Origin of the sequence: Pseudomonas benzenivorans, assembly GCF_033547155.1 — a bacterium.
Taxonomy (GTDB): Bacteria; Pseudomonadota; Gammaproteobacteria; order Pseudomonadales; family Pseudomonadaceae; genus Aquipseudomonas; species Aquipseudomonas benzenivorans_B.
Genome location: NZ_CP137892.1, coordinates 1,732,496 through 1,750,074, shown reverse-complemented (window position 1 = coordinate 1,750,074; position 17,579 = coordinate 1,732,496). Strand labels below are relative to the sequence as shown.

Annotated in this window: 11 protein-coding genes; 6 read left to right on the top strand and 5 right to left on the bottom strand. The window is 66.3% G+C overall.

The window, feature by feature from the left end; all coding sequences use genetic code 11:
• Positions 1 to 167 precede the first annotated feature (167 nt).
• The 6 genes from SBP02_RS08135 (at position 168) to SBP02_RS08110 (ending at position 6,968) form a co-directional block, all read left to right on the top strand.
• Positions 168 to 1,127 carry an AAA family ATPase gene (locus SBP02_RS08135; protein ID WP_318645879.1) on the top strand — a complete coding sequence of 320 codons (960 nt, stop codon included), beginning with the start codon at positions 168 to 170 and terminating at the stop codon, positions 1,125 to 1,127.
• A gap of 62 nt (positions 1,128 to 1,189) precedes the next feature.
• On the top strand, positions 1,190 to 2,074 hold the full coding sequence (locus SBP02_RS08130; protein WP_369960334.1) for a DUF58 domain-containing protein: 885 nt from the start codon (positions 1,190 to 1,192) through the stop codon (positions 2,072 to 2,074).
• Positions 2,071 to 2,562 carry a DUF4381 domain-containing protein gene (locus SBP02_RS08125; protein WP_318645878.1) on the top strand — a complete coding sequence of 164 codons (492 nt, stop codon included), beginning with the start codon at positions 2,071 to 2,073 and terminating at the stop codon, positions 2,560 to 2,562. The genes SBP02_RS08130 and SBP02_RS08125 overlap by 4 nt, the downstream gene beginning before the upstream one ends.
• Complete coding sequence (locus SBP02_RS08120) at positions 2,555 to 3,586, top strand: vWA domain-containing protein (RefSeq protein ID WP_318645877.1); 1,032 nt, start codon at positions 2,555 to 2,557, stop codon at positions 3,584 to 3,586. Before SBP02_RS08125 ends, SBP02_RS08120 begins: the two co-directional genes overlap by 8 nt.
• The gene (locus tag SBP02_RS08115; RefSeq protein ID WP_318645876.1) at positions 3,583 to 5,328 is read left to right on the top strand and encodes a VWA domain-containing protein; all 1,746 of its coding nucleotides are present in this window, start codon (positions 3,583 to 3,585) and stop codon (positions 5,326 to 5,328) included. The genes SBP02_RS08120 and SBP02_RS08115 overlap by 4 nt, the downstream gene beginning before the upstream one ends.
• Positions 5,325 to 6,968 (top strand): BatD family protein, encoded by a 1,644-nt coding sequence (locus SBP02_RS08110; protein ID WP_318645875.1) that lies wholly within the window; start codon positions 5,325 to 5,327, stop codon positions 6,966 to 6,968. The genes SBP02_RS08115 and SBP02_RS08110 overlap by 4 nt, the downstream gene beginning before the upstream one ends.
• 213 nt (positions 6,969 to 7,181) lie before the next feature.
• On the opposite strand, the gene SBP02_RS08105 is transcribed toward SBP02_RS08110, so the two are convergent.
• The 5 genes from SBP02_RS08105 to pepN all read right to left on the bottom strand — a co-directional run bounded on the left by SBP02_RS08105 (position 7,182) and on the right by pepN (position 17,526).
• Positions 7,182 to 9,554 carry an efflux RND transporter permease subunit gene (locus SBP02_RS08105; protein WP_318645874.1) on the bottom strand — a complete coding sequence of 791 codons (2,373 nt, stop codon included), beginning with the start codon at positions 9,552 to 9,554 and terminating at the stop codon, positions 7,182 to 7,184.
• Between the two features lie 15 nt (positions 9,555 to 9,569).
• The gene (locus SBP02_RS08100) at positions 9,570 to 10,661 is read right to left on the bottom strand and encodes a WD40/YVTN/BNR-like repeat-containing protein (protein ID WP_369959565.1); all 1,092 of its coding nucleotides are present in this window, start codon (positions 10,659 to 10,661) and stop codon (positions 9,570 to 9,572) included.
• 195 nt (positions 10,662 to 10,856) lie between these two features.
• Positions 10,857 to 12,227: a DUF1329 domain-containing protein gene (locus tag SBP02_RS08095; protein WP_318645873.1), complete on the bottom strand. Its 1,371-nt coding sequence runs from the start codon at positions 12,225 to 12,227 to the stop codon at positions 10,857 to 10,859.
• Positions 12,228 to 12,292: 65 nt separating this feature from the next.
• Positions 12,293 to 14,362, bottom strand: coding sequence for a DUF1302 domain-containing protein (locus SBP02_RS08090; protein WP_318645872.1), 2,070 nt, complete (start codon positions 14,360 to 14,362; stop codon positions 12,293 to 12,295).
• A gap of 503 nt (positions 14,363 to 14,865) precedes the next feature.
• The gene (pepN, locus tag SBP02_RS08085; RefSeq protein ID WP_318645871.1) at positions 14,866 to 17,526 is read right to left on the bottom strand and encodes an aminopeptidase N; all 2,661 of its coding nucleotides are present in this window, start codon (positions 17,524 to 17,526) and stop codon (positions 14,866 to 14,868) included.
• Positions 17,527 to 17,579 lie beyond the last annotated feature (53 nt).

Sequence of the window (17,579 nt, the reverse complement as noted above, 5' to 3'; positions counted from 1 at the left end):
GCCACACCCGTACGCCGGCATCGAGGCTGGATATCGCGGTATGGGCACAGGACACCGCTGGCCAGACGCGCGGCAACCGCATAGCCGGCGCCCCGGCAAATGCATTAAAGTCTAGGCCGTCGTTGCGCCCGGCACGACACGCAGCCCCCTCCTGAAAGAGCCCGACGATGGAACACCGTGAAGCGCTCGTCGCCCTGCGACACTTTCTTGCGAGCCAGATCCTCGGCCAGGAAAAACTCATCGAACGCCTGTTGATCGCCCTGCTCGCCGACGGCCACCTGTTGGTCGAGGGCGCTCCAGGCCTGGCCAAGACCAAGGCGATCAAGGAGCTGGCCGAAGGCATCGAGGCCGAGTTCCACCGCATCCAGTTCACCCCCGACCTGCTGCCCGCCGACATCACCGGCACCGAGATCTACCGCCCGGAAACCGGCAGCTTCGCCTTCCAGCAGGGGCCGATCTTCCATAACCTGGTGCTGGCCGACGAGATCAACCGCGCCCCGGCCAAGGTGCAGTCGGCGCTGCTCGAGGCCATGGCCGAGCGCCAGGTCAGCGTCGGCCGCAGCACCTACGAGCTGTCGCCGCTGTTCCTGGTCATGGCCACGCAGAACCCGATCGAGCAGGAGGGCACCTACCCGCTGCCCGAGGCCCAGCTCGACCGCTTCCTGATGCATGTGCGCATCGGTTTTCCGGACGCCGCGGTGGAGCGCAAGATCCTCCTGCAGGCCCGTGGCGAGGCCCTGCACGGCGAGGCCAAGCCGGAGCAGCGGGTCAGCCAGCAGGCGATCTTCGCCGCCCGCCGGGAGATCCTCGGCCTGTACATGGCCGACGCGGTGGAGGAATACCTGGTGCAGCTGGTGATGGCCTCGCGCACCCCGGCCAAATACGACCTGGAGCTGGCCGAGTGGATCGCCTACGGCGCCAGCCCGCGCGGCACCATCGCCCTGGACCGCTGCGCGCGGGCCCACGCCTGGCTGGCCGGACGCGACTTCGTCAGCCCGGAAGACATCCAGGCGGTGCTGTTCGACGTGTTGCGCCACCGCATCATCCTGTCCTTCGAGGCGGAAGCCGCCGGCGTCGACCAGGACCGCGTGGTGCAGCGCATTCTCGATGTGGTCGCCGTCGCTTGAGCCCTCTGCATGCCCTGCCCACGCAACCCGGGGTGCGGGTCAATCTCGCCGAACTGATCGAGATGCGCCACCGCGTGCGCGAGGTGCAGCTGTTCTCCACGCCGGCGCGGCGCAGCCCGCTGATCGGCCTGCACCACTCCAAGCTGCGCGGCCGCGGCGTCGACTTCGACCAGGTGCGCGTCTACCAGGCCGGCGACGACGTGCGCAGCATCGACTGGCGGGTGACCGCGCGCACCCAGGAACCGCACACCAAACTGTTCCACGAGGAGCGCGAGCGCCCCACCTATATCCTGGTGGAGCAGAGTCAGCGCCTGTTCTTCGGCTCCGGCCTGGTATTCAAGTCGGTGCTCGCCGCCCAGGCCGCGAGCCTGATCGGCTGGGCCGCACTGGATAACAACGACCGCATCGGCGGCCTGGTGTTCGGTAATCACGAGCAGCACGAAATCAAGCCGCGGCGTAGCAAGCAGAGCCTGCTGCAACTGCTCAATCGCCTGGCGCAGGCCAACCAGGCCCTGCACAGCGAGCTGGCTCAGCGCCGCGACGACCTCGGCCTGGCCCTGCGTCGCGCCCGCGAGGTGCTGCGTCCCGGGAGTCTGGTGGCACTGCTGTGCGACGAACGCAGCCTCAACGACAGTGCCGAGCAGCAACTGCAACTGCTGGCTCGGCACATCGACCTGCTGCTGCTGCCGCTGTCCGACCCGCTCGATCACGCCCTGCCGGCCGCCGGTCTGCTGCGTTTCGCCGAACGCGGCGCACAGCTGGAACTCGATACCCACGACGCCGAGCTGCGCCAGGCCTACCGGGCCCAGGGCGAAGCCCGCCAGGCACGCTGGCAACGCCTGGCGCAGAAACTCGGCGTACCCTTGTTGCCGCTGAGCACCCAGAGCGAGATGATCGAGCAACTGCGCAGCCACCTCAACCTGCACCCGCCGAGGAAGCAGCCTTGAATCCGCTGGACCGGCTCGAACCGCTGATCGCCCCCGCCCCCATCGGCTGGTGGCCGCCGGCGCCCGGCTGGTGGCTGCTCGCCCTGCTCCTGCCACTGCTGCTCTGGGGCCTGGTCCTACTGCTCAGGCGCCTGAGGAGTCAGACCGGAACACCCGCGAACGAGCGGCTCGACCCCGTGCGTCAGGCCGCCCTGACGGAACTGGAGCGGCTCGCCAGACCCTACTACGGCGCCGAAGCCGGCCCCTGGCTGCAACAACTCAACGCCTTGCTCAAGCGTCTGTGCCGCCAGCGCTACCCGGACAGCCACAGCCACACCCTGAGCAGCCGCGCCTGGCTGGCCTTCCTCGACAACCGTTGCCCGGCGGCCGGGCTGACCCGCTGGATGATCCTGGTCGAAGGCGCCTACCGCCCCCAGTGCCGCCTCGACGACAAGGCCATCGATGGCCTCAACCAGGCCGTCGCCACCTGGATCCGCAAGCATGTTTGAATTCGCCTGGCCCTGGCTGTTCCTGCTCGCCCCCCTACCCTGGCTGCTGCGCCTGGTACTGCCGGCGGCCGACAGCGGGGAGGCGGCGCTCAGGGTCGGTTTTCTCGACGAACTCGAAGCCCTGGCCGGACGCCGCGCCCGCGCCCGCCTGCCGGCCTGGCGCCAGCAGGCCCCCTTTGTCCTGCTGTGGTTGCTGCTGCTCGGCGCTGCCGCCCGCCCGGAATGGGTCGGCGAGCCGCTGCCGCTTCCGGCCAGCGGTCGCGACCTGTTGCTGGCGGTGGATGTGTCGGGATCGATGGACTATGCCGACATGCGCTGGGAGGACCAGGAGGTCAGCCGCCTGACCCTGGTCAAACAGCTGCTCGGCGACTTCATCGAAGGCCGCCGGGGCGACCGGGTCGGCCTGATCCTGTTCGGCAGCCAGGCCTACCTGCACGCCCCGCTGACCTTCGACCGCCGCACCGTGCGCACCTGGCTGGAGGAGGCGGTGATCGGCATCGCCGGCAAGAACACCGCCCTCGGCGACGCCATCGGCCTGGCGGTCAAACGCCTGCGCCAGCGCCCGGCCGACAGCCGGGTGCTGGTGCTGATCACCGACGGCGCCAATACCGGCGGCGAGATCGAGCCCCTGACCGCCGCCCGCCTGGCCGCCGAGGAAGGGGTGCGGATCTACCCAGTCGGTATCGGCGCCGACCCGCAGCAGGGCGGCGTGCTCGGCCTGTTCGGCCTCAACCCGGGCCTGGATCTGGATGAGCCGACCCTGCATGCGATCGCCGAGGCCACCGGTGGCGAGTACTTCCGCGCCCGCAACGGCGACGACCTGCGCCGCATCGAAGCCAGCCTCGACCGCCTCGAGCCGGTGAGCCAGCAACCGACCCTGACCCGTCCGGCCATGGCCCTGTATCCCTGGCCACTGGGCGCCGCGCTGCTGTTCAGCCTGCTGCTGGTGGCCCGAGAACAGGGGACCGCCATTCGCCAGCGGCTCCAACGCTTCGCCCCACACCACTGGCGCAAGCAGCCATGATCGAGTTGGCTCCCACCGCCCTGTGGCCCCACTGGCTGAGGCCCTACTGGCTACTGCTGCTGCCCCTGCTGGCCTGGTCGCTCTGGCAACTCTGGCACCGCGAGAAGCGCGCCGGCCGCTGGCAACTGCTGCTGCCGGCGGCCTTTCATGCGGCCCTGCTCAGCAGCGGCCAAGACCGCACCAGCCGCCTGCCCTGGATCGCCCTCGGCCTGGCCTGGCTGCTGGCCCTGCTGGCCCTGCTCGGTCCGAGCTGGCAGCGGCTCGAGCAGAGCGCGCTGAAACCGGCCGATCCGCTGGTGGTACTGCTCGAGCTGACGCCGGCGATGCTCGCCGGCGACGCCCCGCCCAGCCGCCTGGAACAGGCCAAACGCAAGATGCTCGACCTGCTCGCGGCTCGCGAGGACGCGCAAACCGCGATCGTGGTCTACGCCGGCAGCGCCCACACCCTGGTGCCGCTGTCCGACGACCTGGCCACCAGTCGCAATCTGCTGGAAGCGCTCAAACCCTCGATCATGCCCGAGCCGGGCCGACGTGCCGACCTGGCCGTGGCGAAGGCCCTGAGCCTGCTCGAGCAGGGCGGCCAAGGCCAAGGTCGCCTGCTACTGATCGGCAGCGCACTGGACGAACAGGAGCGCCAAGGCATCGGCGAGGCGCTCGAGGACCGCCGCGAACGCCTGCACCTCCTAGGTGTCGGCACCCCCCAGGGCGCACCCATCGTTCAGGAGGACGGCAGCTTCCTCAAGGACGCCCAAGGCGGCATCCTCATCCCGCGTCTGGACAGCGCCAACCTCAGCCGCCTGGCCCGGGACGTCGGCGGGGCTTACCGCAGGCTCAGCCTGGACGACCGCGACCTGCGCGACCTCGGTCTGCTCGCGCCCTCCCAAAGACTGCGCGACGATGGCGACGCCGTGCCACTGCAAGCCTGGGCCGACCAGGGCCATTGGCTGCTCCTGCCGCTGCTCTTGCTGGCGGCCTGCGCCGGCCGCCGCGGCTGGCTGTTCTGCCTGCCGCTGCTGCTGAGCCTGCCCCAGACCGGCCTGGCCGCGAGCCTGGACGACCTCTGGCTGCGCCCCGACCAGCAGGGCCAACGCCTGCTCGAGGCCCAGCGTCCGGCCGAGGCGGCCAAGCGCTTCGACAACCCGCAATGGCAAGGCCTGGCCCTGTACCAGGCCGGCGACTACGCGGCGGCCGCCGAGCGTTTCGCCCAGGGCAGCGACGCCACCGCCCATTACAACCGCGGCAATGCCCTGGCCCACAGCAACGAGCTGGAGGCCGCACTGGAGGCCTACGACCAAGCCTTGGCACTGCAACCCGACCTGCTCCAAGCGCAGAATAACAAGGCCTTGATCGAGCAACTTCTGCAAGGACAGCCGCCGCAGCCCCAGGAGCAGGAGCAAGACCAAGCCGAAGCGCAGAACGATCCGGCCGAGACCAGGCCAGCCCAGGTCGGTCAGCCCGAGGGCCAACCCGCCAGCCCGCAGCCCGGCCAGCCCCCCCCTGGCAGCCCCCAGGAGCCGGCCGCTCAGTCGCAACCGAGGCAAAGGGAAGAGGCCTCGCCGGAACAGGAGCCGAAGCAGCCAAGCGACAGCGACGCGGTAGAGCGAAGCGCCGCCGAAGCCTTGGATGGCGAGCGGCGCCAGGCCCTGGAACAATGGCTGCGGCAGATTCCCGACGATCCGGCGGAACTGCTCAAGCGCAAGTTCTGGTACCAACAGCAACAACGCCAGGAACAGATTCGATGATCCGCCTGCTCTGCACCCTGCTCCTCGCCCTGCTGGCCCTCCCGGCCAACGCCCAGGGCCTGAGCGCCAGCGTCGACCGCACCCGCCTGAGTGCCGGCGAAAGCGTCGAGCTGACCCTGGAATCGAGCGACGTCACCCAGTTCGGCAAGCCGGAACTGGCACCGCTCGACGAGCTGTTCGAGGTACTCGGCACCCGCCAGTTCAACCGCCTGAGCACGTTGGACGGCGAGTCGCGGGCCACCACCCGCTGGGTCATCACCCTGCAGCCCAAGCGCAGCGGTTATGTGGTGGTGCCACCGCTGCGCCTGGGTGAGTTGCACAGCCAGCCGATCACCCTGCATGTGCTGGAGCCAGAGGCCGCAGCACCCGGCAATCGCATGGCGCCGGTATTCATCGACGCCAGCCTGGACCAGGAAAGCGTCTACGTGCAGGCCCAGAGCGTGCTGACCCTGCGTATCTACCATTCCGTCTCGCTGTACGACGACAGCAACCTGACACCCCTGGAAATGCCCGAGGCGCGGGTCGAAGCCCTGGGCAAGCCACGCACCTACGAGAAGGACATCAACGGCATCCGCCATGGCGTGATCGAGCTGCGCTACGCGATTTTTCCGCAGCGCAGCGGCGAGCTGACCATCCCGGCACAGGTGTTCACCGCCACCCTGGTCGACCGCTCGCGCAACAACCAGTACCAGCCGTTCGGCCCCCGACCAGGCAAGGTGACCCGGGTGAGGTCGCCGCAGATCCCCCTGCGGGTCAAGGCCAAGCCGGCCGAGTACCCGAGCGACGCGCCCTGGCTACCCGCCCGCGCCCTGAGCCTCAGCGAGGCCTGGAATCCCGAACCACAAGGCGCCAAGGCCGGCGATTCGCTGACCCGCAGCCTGATGCTCAAGGTCGAAGGCCTGTCCAGCGCCCAGCTGCCGCCCCTGCCGGCGACCAGCGTCGAGGGACTGCGTCGTTACCCGGACCAACCCCAGCTGGGCAATCAGGCCAGCGAACAGGGCCTGATCGGCAGTCGCGAGGAACGTGAAGCCCTGGTACCCAGCCGCAGCGGCCAGTTCCAGTTGCCGGCAGTGGAGGTGGTCTGGTGGAACACCCGGGAAGATCGCCTGGAACGCAGCAGCCTGCCCGCACGCACCCTGAAGATCGCCCTCGACCCCAGCCTGGAGAGCGAGCCCCTGCCCGCCGAGGTACCTGCTCCCCTGGCCGAGAGCGGACCGGCACTCTGGCCCTGGCAACTGAGCAGCGTCCTGCTGAGCCTGACCACGCTGCTCGGCTTCGGCCTGTGGTGGCACGCCCGCAGTCAGCCCGCGGTGCAACGAGCTGGCCAGACCGGGCCCAGCCCACGCACCCTGCTCGACGACCTCAAGCGCGCCTGCCTGGCCAACGACCCCCATGCCAGTCGCCATGCCCTCGACGCCTGGGCACGCCAGCAACCGGAGACCCTGGCCGAGATGGCGGCGCGCTTCACGCCACTGTCCGACGCCCTGGACGACCTGAACGGGGCCCTGTACAGCGAAGCCGGCCAGCACTGGCAGGGCAAGGAGTTGTGGCAGGCGATCGGCCATCTGCCCATCGCCCTTGGCGATGGCGGCCAAGCCGCAACGGACACCAGCCCCCTGCCCCCCCTGTATCCACGCTAGCTGACGCTCTAAAGCGCCGTACCCGGCGACCCGGCTCTCGCCAACAGTCCCCTACGCCCAGTCCGGAAAGAGGCGAGCTGTGGATGACCGCGGCCCGTCGGCGCCGTCGAACATTTGTCCACCCGCGCCCGCCTAAAACCCCGCCGTCCGGACCGTGAAAAACCAAGCAAAAAAAACGCGGCCCGAGGGCCGCGCTCTTTCAACCGCGCTCGATCAGGCCGTGGCTGCCGTCAGCGCCTTGGCCCGCAGTTTCTCCGGATTGATCAGGAAACGTGCCAGGGCCGGCAGCAGCCAGACCGCGCCGAGCATGTTCCAGAGGAACATGAAGGTCAGCATCAGGCCCATGTCGGCCTGGAACTTGATCGCCGAGAAGATCCAGGTGGCCACGCCGATCGCCAGGCACACGCCGGTGAACAACACCGCCTTGCCGGTCGACTTGAGGGTCTCGTAGTAGGCCTCCTGCAGCGACAGGCCCTGGCGCAGGTAAGCCTCCAGGCGACTGTAGATGTAGATGCCGTAGTCGACCCCGATGCCCACGCCGAGGGCGATCACCGGCAGGGTGGCGACCTTCACGCCGATGCCCATGTAGGCCATCAGCGCGTTGCCCAGCACCGAGGTCAGCACCAGCGGCAGGATCACGCAGAGGGTGGCGGCGATGGAGCGGAAGGTCAGCAGGCACATGAAGCTCACGGCCGCGTACACCGCGATCAGCATGGTGGTCTCGGAGGCGGCGATCACCTCGTTGGTGGCCGCCTCGATACCGGCGTTGCCGGCGGCGAGCACGAACTGCAGGTTATCCGAGCTGTTCTCCTTGGCGAACGCCTCGGCTACCTTGACCACTCGCTCCAGAGTCTCGGCCTTGTGGTCGTTGAGGAACACCAGCACCGGCGCCACCGAACAATCGCTGTTGTACAACCCCTCGGCGCGGGCGATGGAGTTGTTCAATACGTCCTGGTTGCGCGACAGGGTTTCCCATTTCAGGTTGCCCTCGTTCATGCCCTTGATCACCTGACGCGACACCGTGACCATGGAGATCGCCGACTGTACGCCCTCGGTGTTCTCCATCTGCCACATCAGCTCGTCCATGGCCGCCATGGCCGGATAGGTCGAGCAACGCTCGGTGGCGGTCTTGGCCATCACCACCAGCACGTCGGAGCTGGTCGAGTAGTTGCGGATGACGAAGTCGTTGTCCAGGTTGTAGCGCGAATCCGGGTGCAGCTCCGGGGCGCCCTGATCGAGGTCGCCGATCTTCAGGTTCTGGCCGTACCAGATGCCGCCGCCGAAGGCGCCGAGGGCGATGACCACGGAGATCGGCGCGACCATCGGGTGGGCGAAGTTGGAGATCAGACGCCACAGCGGATGGTCCTTGGCGGCCTCCTCGCGACTCTTCTTCACCGCGCGCTGACCGATGCCGACATAGGAGATCAGCACCGGCAGCAGGATCAGGTTGGTCAGGATGATCACCGCCACGCCCATGGACGCGCCGATGGCCAGCTCGCGGATCACGCCGATGTCGATCAGCAGCAGGGTGACGAAGCCCACGGCGTCGGACAGCAGCGCCACCAGGCCCGGGATGAACAGCTGACGGAAGGCCATGCGCGCCGCCGACAGGGCATCGGTCGCCTCGCCCGAGGCCATGGCGATGCCGTTGATCTTCTGCACCCCGTGGGAAATGCCGATGGCGAACACCAGGAAGGGCACCAGCATGGAATAGGGGTCCAGGCCGAAGCCCAGGGTGTGCAGCAGACCGAGCTGCCAGATCACCGCCACCAGGGTGGTCACCACCACCGCCAGGGTGCTCTTCACGCAATGGGTGAACCACAGCAGCAGGACGAAGGTGATGCCGATGGCCACGGCGAAGAACAGCGCCACGCCGATCAGGCCGTCGATCAGGTCGCCGACCTTCTTGGCGAAGCCGATGATGTGCACCTTGACGTTGGGGTTCTGCGCCTGGAACTTCTCGCGGATCTTCTCCTCCAGCTCATGGGAGAACTGCTGGTAGTCCAGACGTACCAGCTTGCTCTGGTCCTCGGGATCCGGATAGGACTCGAGCAGCGGCACGTCGACGATGCTCGACTTGAAGTTGTTCGCCACCAGGCGGCCGATCTGCCCGGACTTGAGGATATTGCTGCGCAACTCCTCCAGGCTTTCGCCGGAGCCGTCGTAGGTCTGCGGAATCACCTCGCCGCCGGCGAAGCCCTCCTCGGTCACCTCGGTCCAGCGCACGCTGGGGCTCCACAGCGACTTCAGGCCGGAGCGATCGACGCCGGGGATGTAGAAGACCTCGTCATGGATCTGTCGTAGGGTCTCCATGTACTCCTTGCTGAAGATGTCGCCCTCGACCGCTTCCACCGAGATGCGCACGGTGTTGCCCAGGTTGGCCAGGTCGTTGCGATGCTCGAGCATTTTCTGGATGTAGGGATGGCCCAGGGGGATCATCTTCTCGAAGCTGGTCTGCGGGCGCACCTGCGCCGCCTGGTAGAACAGGAACAGGCTGATCAGCAGGCACAGCAGAATCACCGCCGGGCGGTTGTTGAAGATCAGGCGTTCGAGGAGCGACGCAGGTTGGTGTTGATGCTTACTCATGCGGAGGCTCCCGGCTTATTGTTGTTGGGCCAGTTCGGCGCCAGACGGCGTGGCGGCATGCACACCGCCCTGCCCCACCAGAATCAGATTGCCGTTTTCCAGCGCGGTCACCCCGGCCAGGGACAAGCGGTCGGGTCGGTTGGTCAGGTTGAAACTGCGGCCGTTATCGCTGCTCTTGAGCACGGTGCCGCCATGCCCGACCACCACGATCGAGCCATCGGCCAGTCGGCCACCGTCGGCCAGGCCGAACTCCAGCGGACCGTTGTTCGGGGTATGAACTTCGATCTGCTGCCAGCTGTCGCCGAAATCGACGGAGCGGAACAGATGGCCACGCAGGCCGTAGACCAGCAGGCCATCCGCCTCGCCGGTAGCCAGGGCGCCGAACAGCGACCCCTCGTAGGGGCCCTGCAGGGTCTCCCAGGTCTGCCCGAAGTCCCGCGAGCGGAACATGGCGCCCAGTTCGCCGACGATGAACAGACCGGCGTTCTCGACCTCGACTATGGCGTTGAGGTGATAGCCATCCTCGTTGTCCATGCGCTCGCTGACGTCTTCCCAGTTCGCGCCGCCATCGCGGGTTTCCAGCAGCGCGCCATAGGCGCCGATGGCGAATCCCTGGTTGCGGTCCTTGAACCAGAGGTCGAGCAGCGGCGCTTCGCGGTCGCGGTCCTCGAACTGCTTGACCCAAGTGGCGCCGCCATCGCGGCTGGCGAGGACCTGCGCATCGTGGCCGACGGCCCAGCCGTGCTGGTCGTCGACGAAGAACACGGCGGTGAGCATCTGCCGGGTCGGCACCTTGGCCTGGACCCAGGTGCTGGCGTTGTCGTCGGAGTAGAGGATATGCCCACGATCGCCCACGGCGACCAGGCGCTTGCCGGCCCGGACCACATCCAGCAGCAGGCGCTGCGAGGCTTTCGCCGACTCGATGGCATAACGGGGAGCAGGTTCGGCGGCCTGCGCCGGCGCAGGCAAGGCGGAAAGCGTCAGAATGGACAGCGCGGTGCACAGCGAGAGCGCTTGGGCCAGCGGCGAGCGGACGCGCAGCGCCGACAAGCACGACAGCCGCGCAACATGTCCGGTGTGGGTGCGCCGCATGACGGGCTCACTCATATACCTTCCCCCTTGTTGTTATAGGTGGTTCTGCCTGGTGGCAGGCGCTTATGCTACTGAGCTTTGGAAAGCCCTGACAATCGGCGCGACGTTATGTTTTGTTAAGGGAAACCCCCGTGATTGACGGCCCATTCGACCCGCTGATGCAAAAAGGCCGCTACTTTTGTAGCGGCCTTCGCCTGACACTACGGGAGCTTAACGCGTGCCACGGCGACGCAGGGCGGCCGGCTTGAAATAGCCGTCGTCCGGAATCGGCTGGCTGAAGTCGATGGTGCTCGACTCCTCGTTATCCAGGTTCTGCACGTGATAACGACGCGCCTGCAGGTCGTGGAACACATCCAGCGCGGACCAGGTGGTCGGCAGGTCGTAGTAGTTCTTCAGGTAGGCCAGCGACACGCGCCACAGCTCGCCGCGGCCGTCGTACTGGTCGACCACGGCGGCCTGCCAGCTGTCCTCGTCGAGGTACAGGGTGCGCTTGGAGTAGATATGCCGCGCGCCGGACTTCAGCGTGCCCTCGACCACCCACACGCGGTGCAGCTCGTTGCGGGTCAGCGCCGGATTGAGGTGACCCACCTGCAACAGGTCGGCGTACTTCACGTCCGGGCTGGTGACGGTGTAGTTGTTGTAGGGGATGTAGATTTCCTTCTTGCCCACCAGCTTCCAGTCGTAGCGGTCCGGCGCGCCGTTGAACATGTCGGTGTCGTCGGCGGTGCGCAGGCCGTCCGCGGCGGCGATCGGCGTGTCGTAGGCCAGGTTCGGCGCACGGCGCACGCGGCGCTGGCCGGCGTTGTAGCCCCAGGCCTGGCGCGGCTCCTTGATCTGGTCCAGGGTCTCATGCACCAGCACCGCGCCACCGGCCAGGCGCGCCGGGCTCTTGGTGAAGGACAGGTAGTAGAACATGATGTTGTTCAGGTCGGCGTACGAACCCTGGGGGTTGTAGAACTTGAACATGGCCTCCTGCTGCGAGGTCACCAGGGAGTAGCTGCCATTGCGCTGCACCGCCACTTCCGAGGCACGACGCACGATGTAGCTGCCACGGTAACGAGCGATATGGTTCCACAGCGCCTCGACGCCGTTCTGCGGAATCGGGAAGGGGATGCCGCCGTAGGCATCGGAGAAACCGTTGCCACCATCGACCAGCTTGGCACTGGTGGCGTTCTTGATGCTGTTGTCGTACACCCACTGCGGCGCGGAACCGGAGCGGCGGCTCTGGTACACCGGCATCTGGTAGCTGCTCGGGTAGGCGTTGAACAGGGCGATCTGACCCGGGGTCAGGTTGTCCTTGTACTGCTCCAGGTTGGACTTGGTGATGGTAAACAGCGGCTTGTCGCTGGCGAACGGGTCGACATGGTGCTGGCCCGGCTTGCTGTAGCCGGCCGGCGCCTGGGTGATCCCGCCGGTCCACTCGGGAATAGTGCCGGCGGCATTGCCCGCCTTCTCGGCGCCGAAAGGCGTCAAGCTGGCGCCCAGCTTGGCCGCTTCCTGCGGCGCAACCGCCGCCAGCGCGCTGCCGGCGGACAGCGCCAGGGCAACGGCAGCGCCCATCAAGGTGTGCTTTCTCAGCATCGCATTTCTCCGTAATCAGATTGCACCGGGCACCTGTCGGCACCCGGAAAATTTCTCGTTAGGACTTAGAAGGAGTACTTGACGTTGACGCCGATGTTGTCGCGGTCGCGCGTCGAGTTATTCTGCCCGGCGCCATAGAACTCGGTGTATTGCAGCTCGGTTTCCAGGCTGTTGAGGTAGCTGGCGCGCAGGCCGACGGTGTAGGCCTTACGCCCCTCGATGAAGTTGCCGGTCTGGTGCGAGTTGCCTTCGAAGTCATGCTTGTACACGGCGAAGGGCGACAGGTTGACCCCGGCGTAGACGTCGTTCCAGGTGCCCGACAGCATCAGGGTGTAGCCGTAGGCGTTCTTGTTGATCTGGTCGTCGCGATCGAAGCCCGAGACATAGGCGCTGTTGGGGCGACCGGCGTAGTAACGGTTGCCGTTTCGCGAGCTGTATTGCAGGTCGCTGCCGCGCAGGTGCTCGGAAGCCAGTTCGGCGACACCGAACAGCGAATCGAAGCCCAGGGTCGGACCGAAGTTGTAGATGCTGCCCAGGGAGGCGTTGAAGGCCTCGACGCGCTCGTAGTTATGGATCTGATCGCCCAACTGAACGCTCTGCCCGCCGATATTGACGATCCTACCCGGCGTAGCCAGGGCCGGCGCCTGGAGCAGCAGATCACCCAGCAGGTCGTTGGTGGTGGCGATGCCGACCGGCAGGTTCGGCCGATAGGACAGCTCCCCGAACACCGAGGCCTCGCCTACGGTGGTATTGAAGCTCATGCCGTACATGCGGATATCTTCGGCATATTCGCGTCGACCATTGACCTGATTGGCCACATCGATGGTCGCAACCCCGCCCACAGCACGCGAAAGCGTAGAGTTTGGATCAGCCAAGCCCGCCCCGACGGTCGCAGGAATGCTAGCCAACGCACCGCCGATCGCCGCATCTGCCGCCGGACTGCCGGTGGAGCCGCCGGCCGCGACCTGGGCAATCTGCGCGGGGGTAAAGCCGGCTTGCAGCAGTCCCTGCTGCGTTTGGCCAGCGACTATCGTTTGCGCGATTTGCTGCAGGTTGAGGCCCTGGTAGCTGCCCAGGTCCGCGGCAATGGTCGGCTCTTTGGCGTGGTAATTGACGAAATAGAAGCCGAACTCGGTGGAGTTCAGTTCCTCGGCGATATAACGGAAGGCCACACCGAACTGGCCATCATTCTTGGCGTTGATATCCGGCCCGATCGAGGCGACCTTGATATTGCCGCTGGCGTCGATTGGTCGACCGCCCTGCAACCCACCCACACCCAAGGCGCTCAGCTGGTTATACAGCGGCCCCGCACCGATCAACGCCGGCTGGGTGGAGTAAGCCGTATTGCCACCGTCGGCGAACAGGTCGGTCTCGGAGAAATAGGTACCCACCGGGTCGATGGCCGACTCCTTCCAGTTGAACTGGTAGAAGGTCTCCATCGACAGGTTATCGGTCAGGCCGATGTTGAAGTTCAGCGCCTCCACCGGCACCAGCACTTCCTTCAGTTCGGAGCCGGGCAGGCGGAACTTGGCCGCATCCACCGGATTGGTGGTGTTGATGCCGCCGCGATAGAAGATGCCCTCGCCCCAGTTGAACACCTGGCGCCCCAGGCGCGCGGTCAGCGGCATGTCACCGATATCCCAGTTGCCGTAGACATAGGCGTCGAGGATCTGTGCGTCGCGCCCGGCCTTGTGGCGGGTCTCGGAGGTGAAGTGATTGTCGTGCGGGAAGCTCTGGCTCGGCTGCACTGGATCGTTGGCGCCGAGATAGTCGTTGCGCTTGTCCATGATCTGGGTGTCATAGAACGCCGTGCCGCGAATGAAGGCCCCGTAGTTCTGGTAGGTCACTTCCAGGTCCGAAGTGATCTTGAACACCTCGGAAACCAGGCCGGTATCGAAGTTGCGATTGCCGTCGTTGGTGTTGATGTCGTTGTTGCTCTTGTCCTGACCCTGCACACGCCAGAGCTGGCCATAGGAGACGGTGGTGTCGATGGAGCCGGCGATTTCGTTGTCGGCGAAGCTGAATTCCACCGCCTGGGCCTGGGCGGCTACCAGCAGCGGCAAGATGCCGGCAAAGGCGAAACCGGCCTTGGCCGGCGCGAAACGCAATAGGGGCTTGCGGGCATTAATTTCCATCGAGACTTCACTCCGTGGACAGATCGTTCTTCTTTTCGCGCCCGACAACGGGGCGCGGCACAGCCGCACTGACGACGGCCTAGGTTGGTTGGCAGGAAACGCCCCAGCGCGCTCACGCGCGGTTCTGCACTGGCATGCACCGATGCGGAGACAAAACCCCGGCGGCTATTGCAACCATGGTGCCAATTCAAACGGTCGTATAAAAACAGGCCAGCATCCTGCGAGCCCGGCCCTAGAGCCACTTTGTGACCGATCAGACACTGATCAACGGGAATGAATACGCATCAGGAACGACGAATCCTGTCCTACGATCCGACAGCCTCAGTCATTCCTTCTATCGATAGACAGGCATTCGAATTCAGGAAATGCAGACACAGTCAAGCCGCACCGCGGCAATCTAAAGTAAGAAAGCGCATAAGCGATGTCGTTTAAATTTCATTGGGTAACAAAAAAGTGTTACCGACCCAAGGTCGGTAACACTTTCACGCGGGCGCGGATGAACCTCAGGCGAGGCTCTTGCTGACCACCTCGAAGACGTCGCTGGACAGCTCGCCGGAGGCCAGGATGCGCTCCAGCTCGGCCCTCATCAGGCCCTGACGGGCGCTGTCGTACTTGCGCCAGCGCGTCAGCGGCGCCAGCAGGCGCGCGGCGATCTGCGGGTTGAGGGCGTTGAGGGTGATCACCTGGTCGGCGAGGAAGCGGTAGCCACTGCCGTCGGCCTGGTGGAAGCCCACCGGGTTCTGCCCGGCGAAGGCGCCGATCAGGGCGCGCACCTTGTTCGGGTTCTTCAGGGTGAAGGTCGGGTGCTGCATCAGCTGCTGCACCCGCTGCAGCGCGCCGGGCAGGCTGCAGGCGGCCTGCACGCTGAACCACTGGTCCATGACCAGGGGGTTGTCCTTGAAGAATTCGGCGAAGCTGGCCAGGGCCTTGGCCTTCTCCTCCTCGTACGGCGAATTGACCAGCACCGCCAGGGCGGCGAGGCGCTCGGTCATGTTGTCGCACACCTCGAACTGCTCCAGGCAGGCGGCCAGCACCTCGGCCTTGCCGTCGAGCATCAGGTAGGACAGGGCGATGTTCTGCAGGCTGCGGCGGGCGAAGTGCGCGGCCTCGGCGACATAGGCACTGTTGCGCGACGCCTCGCGGTTGGCCTGGTAGCGCTGCCACAAGGGTTCGAACAGGGCCTCGGCCAGTTGCCGGCGGGCGAACTCGCGGGCCGCGTGGATGGCCTCGACGTCGGCCACCTCGCTGATCTCGGTGAGATAGCCCTCGCCCGGCAGCGACAGCATCTCGGCGACCATGGCCTGATCCAGTTGCTCGTCCTCCAGCACGCTGCGCAGGGCGCCGGTCAGGCGCGGGTCCATGACCAGGGCCTCGCCGCGCTGCTGCTGGCCGATCAGCTCCTGCAGCACCTGCACCGCCAGCTGCTGGCCGGCCTCCCAGCGGTTGAAGCCGTCGCTGTCGTGCTGCATGAGGAACATCAGCTGATCGCGGCTGTAGGGGAAGCTCAGCTTGACCGGCGCACTGAAGCCGCGCAGCAAGGAGGGCAACGGCTTGGCCTCGATGCCCTCGAAGACGAAGCGCTGCTCTGCCTCGGTCACCGACAGCACCCGCGAGGTGCCCACTGCCGCCGACTCGCCGGCCAGGCGCAGCGGCAGGTCGTTGCCCGCCGCATCCAGCAGGCCCAGGGCGACCGGGATGACGAACGGCTGCTTCTCGCTCTGCCCCGGGGTGGCCGGGCAGCTCTGCCGGAAGGTCAGGCTGTAGGTCTTGGCCTGCGCATCATAGACCTCGCTGACCGCCAAACGCGGCGTGCCGGCCTGGGTGTACCAGCGTTTGAACTGGCTGAGATCCTGGCCGCTGGCGTCCTCCATGGCCTGGATGAAGTCGTCGCAGGTCACCGCCTGGCCGTCGTGACGCGCGAAGTACAGGTCGCTGCCCTGGCGGAACGCCTCGGCGCCGAGCAGGCAGTGGATCATGCGCAGCACTTCCGAACCCTTCTCGTAGACCGTCAGGGTGTAGAAGTTGGAGATCTCCATGTAGGCGTCCGGGCGCACCGGGTGGGCCATGGGCCCGGCGTCCTCGGCGAACTGGTGGGTGCGCAGGTAGGCCACGTCCTCGATGCGCTTGACCGTGCGCGAGTTCATGTCGGCGCTGAACTCGGCATCGCGGAACACGGTGAAGCCTTCCTTGAGCGACAGCTGGAACCAGTCGCGGCAGGTTACCCGGTTGCCCGACCAGTTGTGGAAGTACTCGTGGGCCACCACCGCCTCGACCCGCTGGTGGGCGGCGTCGGTGGCGGTCTCGGCGCGGGCCAGTACGCAGCTGGAGTTGAAGATGTTGAGGCCCTTGTTCTCCATGGCGCCCATGTTGAAGTCGTTGACCGCGACGATCATGAAGATGTCCAGGTCGTACTCGCGGCCGTAGACCTCCTCGTCCCACTTCATCGACTTCTTCAGGCTGTCCATGGCGTGCTGGCACTTGTCGATGTTCTCCGGCTCGACATAGATGCGCAGCGCCACCTCGCGCCGGCTCATGGTGGTGAAGCTGTCCTCCACGCACCACAGGTCGCCCGCCACCAGGGCGAACAGGTAGGCCGGTTTCTTGAACGGGTCTTCCCAGGTCGCCCAGTGCCGGCCGCCTTCCTCCGGGCCGCTGGCGACCGGGTTGCCGTTGGACAGCAGCACCGGGTAGCGATGCTGCTCGGCGCTGACCGTGGTGGTGAACTTGCTCATCACGTCCGGACGGTCGAGGTAGTAGGTGATCTTGCGAAAGCCCTCGGCCTCGCACTGGGTGCAGAACATGCCACCGGACTTGTACAGGCCCTCCAGCGCGGTGTTGCTTTCCGGATGGATGCGCACGCTGCTGTCGATGACGAAGCGCTCGGCCTTGGGCTGCAGGCGCAGGTGGCTGTCGTCGAGCTGGTAGTCGGTCTCGCTCAGTTCCTCGCCATCCAGCGAAAGCGACAGCAGTTCGAGCTGCTGGCCGTCGAGTATCAGGGGCGGCAGCTCGCCGCCGGCGCACGCGGGGTTGCGGCGCATCACCAGCTGGGCGTGTACCAGGCTGTGGTCCTCGAACAGCTCGAAGGTCAGGTGCGTCTCGTCGATCAGATAATCCGGCGCCTGGTAGTCCTTGAGGTAGATCATCTTCGGTTGTTCGGTACGCATGGCTTGTGGCCCTTCTGGTTCAGGGCCCGGTTCGGCCCGATCTGCGAATTATG

Coding starts and splice junctions, on each gene's coding strand:
- SBP02_RS08135 (WP_318645879.1), top strand. CDS start 168: ATGGAACACCGTGAAGCGCTCGTCGCCCTGCGACACTTTCTTGCGAGC.
- SBP02_RS08130 (WP_369960334.1), top strand. CDS start 1,190: ATGCGCCACCGCGTGCGCGAGGTGCAGCTGTTCTCCACGCCGGCGCGG.
- SBP02_RS08120 (WP_318645877.1), top strand. CDS start 2,555: ATGTTTGAATTCGCCTGGCCCTGGCTGTTCCTGCTCGCCCCCCTACCC.
- SBP02_RS08115 (WP_318645876.1), top strand. CDS start 3,583: ATGATCGAGTTGGCTCCCACCGCCCTGTGGCCCCACTGGCTGAGGCCC.
- SBP02_RS08110 (WP_318645875.1), top strand. CDS start 5,325: ATGATCCGCCTGCTCTGCACCCTGCTCCTCGCCCTGCTGGCCCTCCCG.
- SBP02_RS08105 (WP_318645874.1), bottom strand. CDS start 9,554: ATGAGTAAGCATCAACACCAACCTGCGTCGCTCCTCGAACGCCTGATC.
- SBP02_RS08100 (WP_369959565.1), bottom strand. CDS start 10,661: ATGAGTGAGCCCGTCATGCGGCGCACCCACACCGGACATGTTGCGCGG.
- SBP02_RS08095 (WP_318645873.1), bottom strand. CDS start 12,227: ATGCTGAGAAAGCACACCTTGATGGGCGCTGCCGTTGCCCTGGCGCTG.
- SBP02_RS08090 (WP_318645872.1), bottom strand. CDS start 14,362: ATGGAAATTAATGCCCGCAAGCCCCTATTGCGTTTCGCGCCGGCCAAG.
- pepN (WP_318645871.1), bottom strand. CDS start 17,526: ATGCGTACCGAACAACCGAAGATGATCTACCTCAAGGACTACCAGGCG.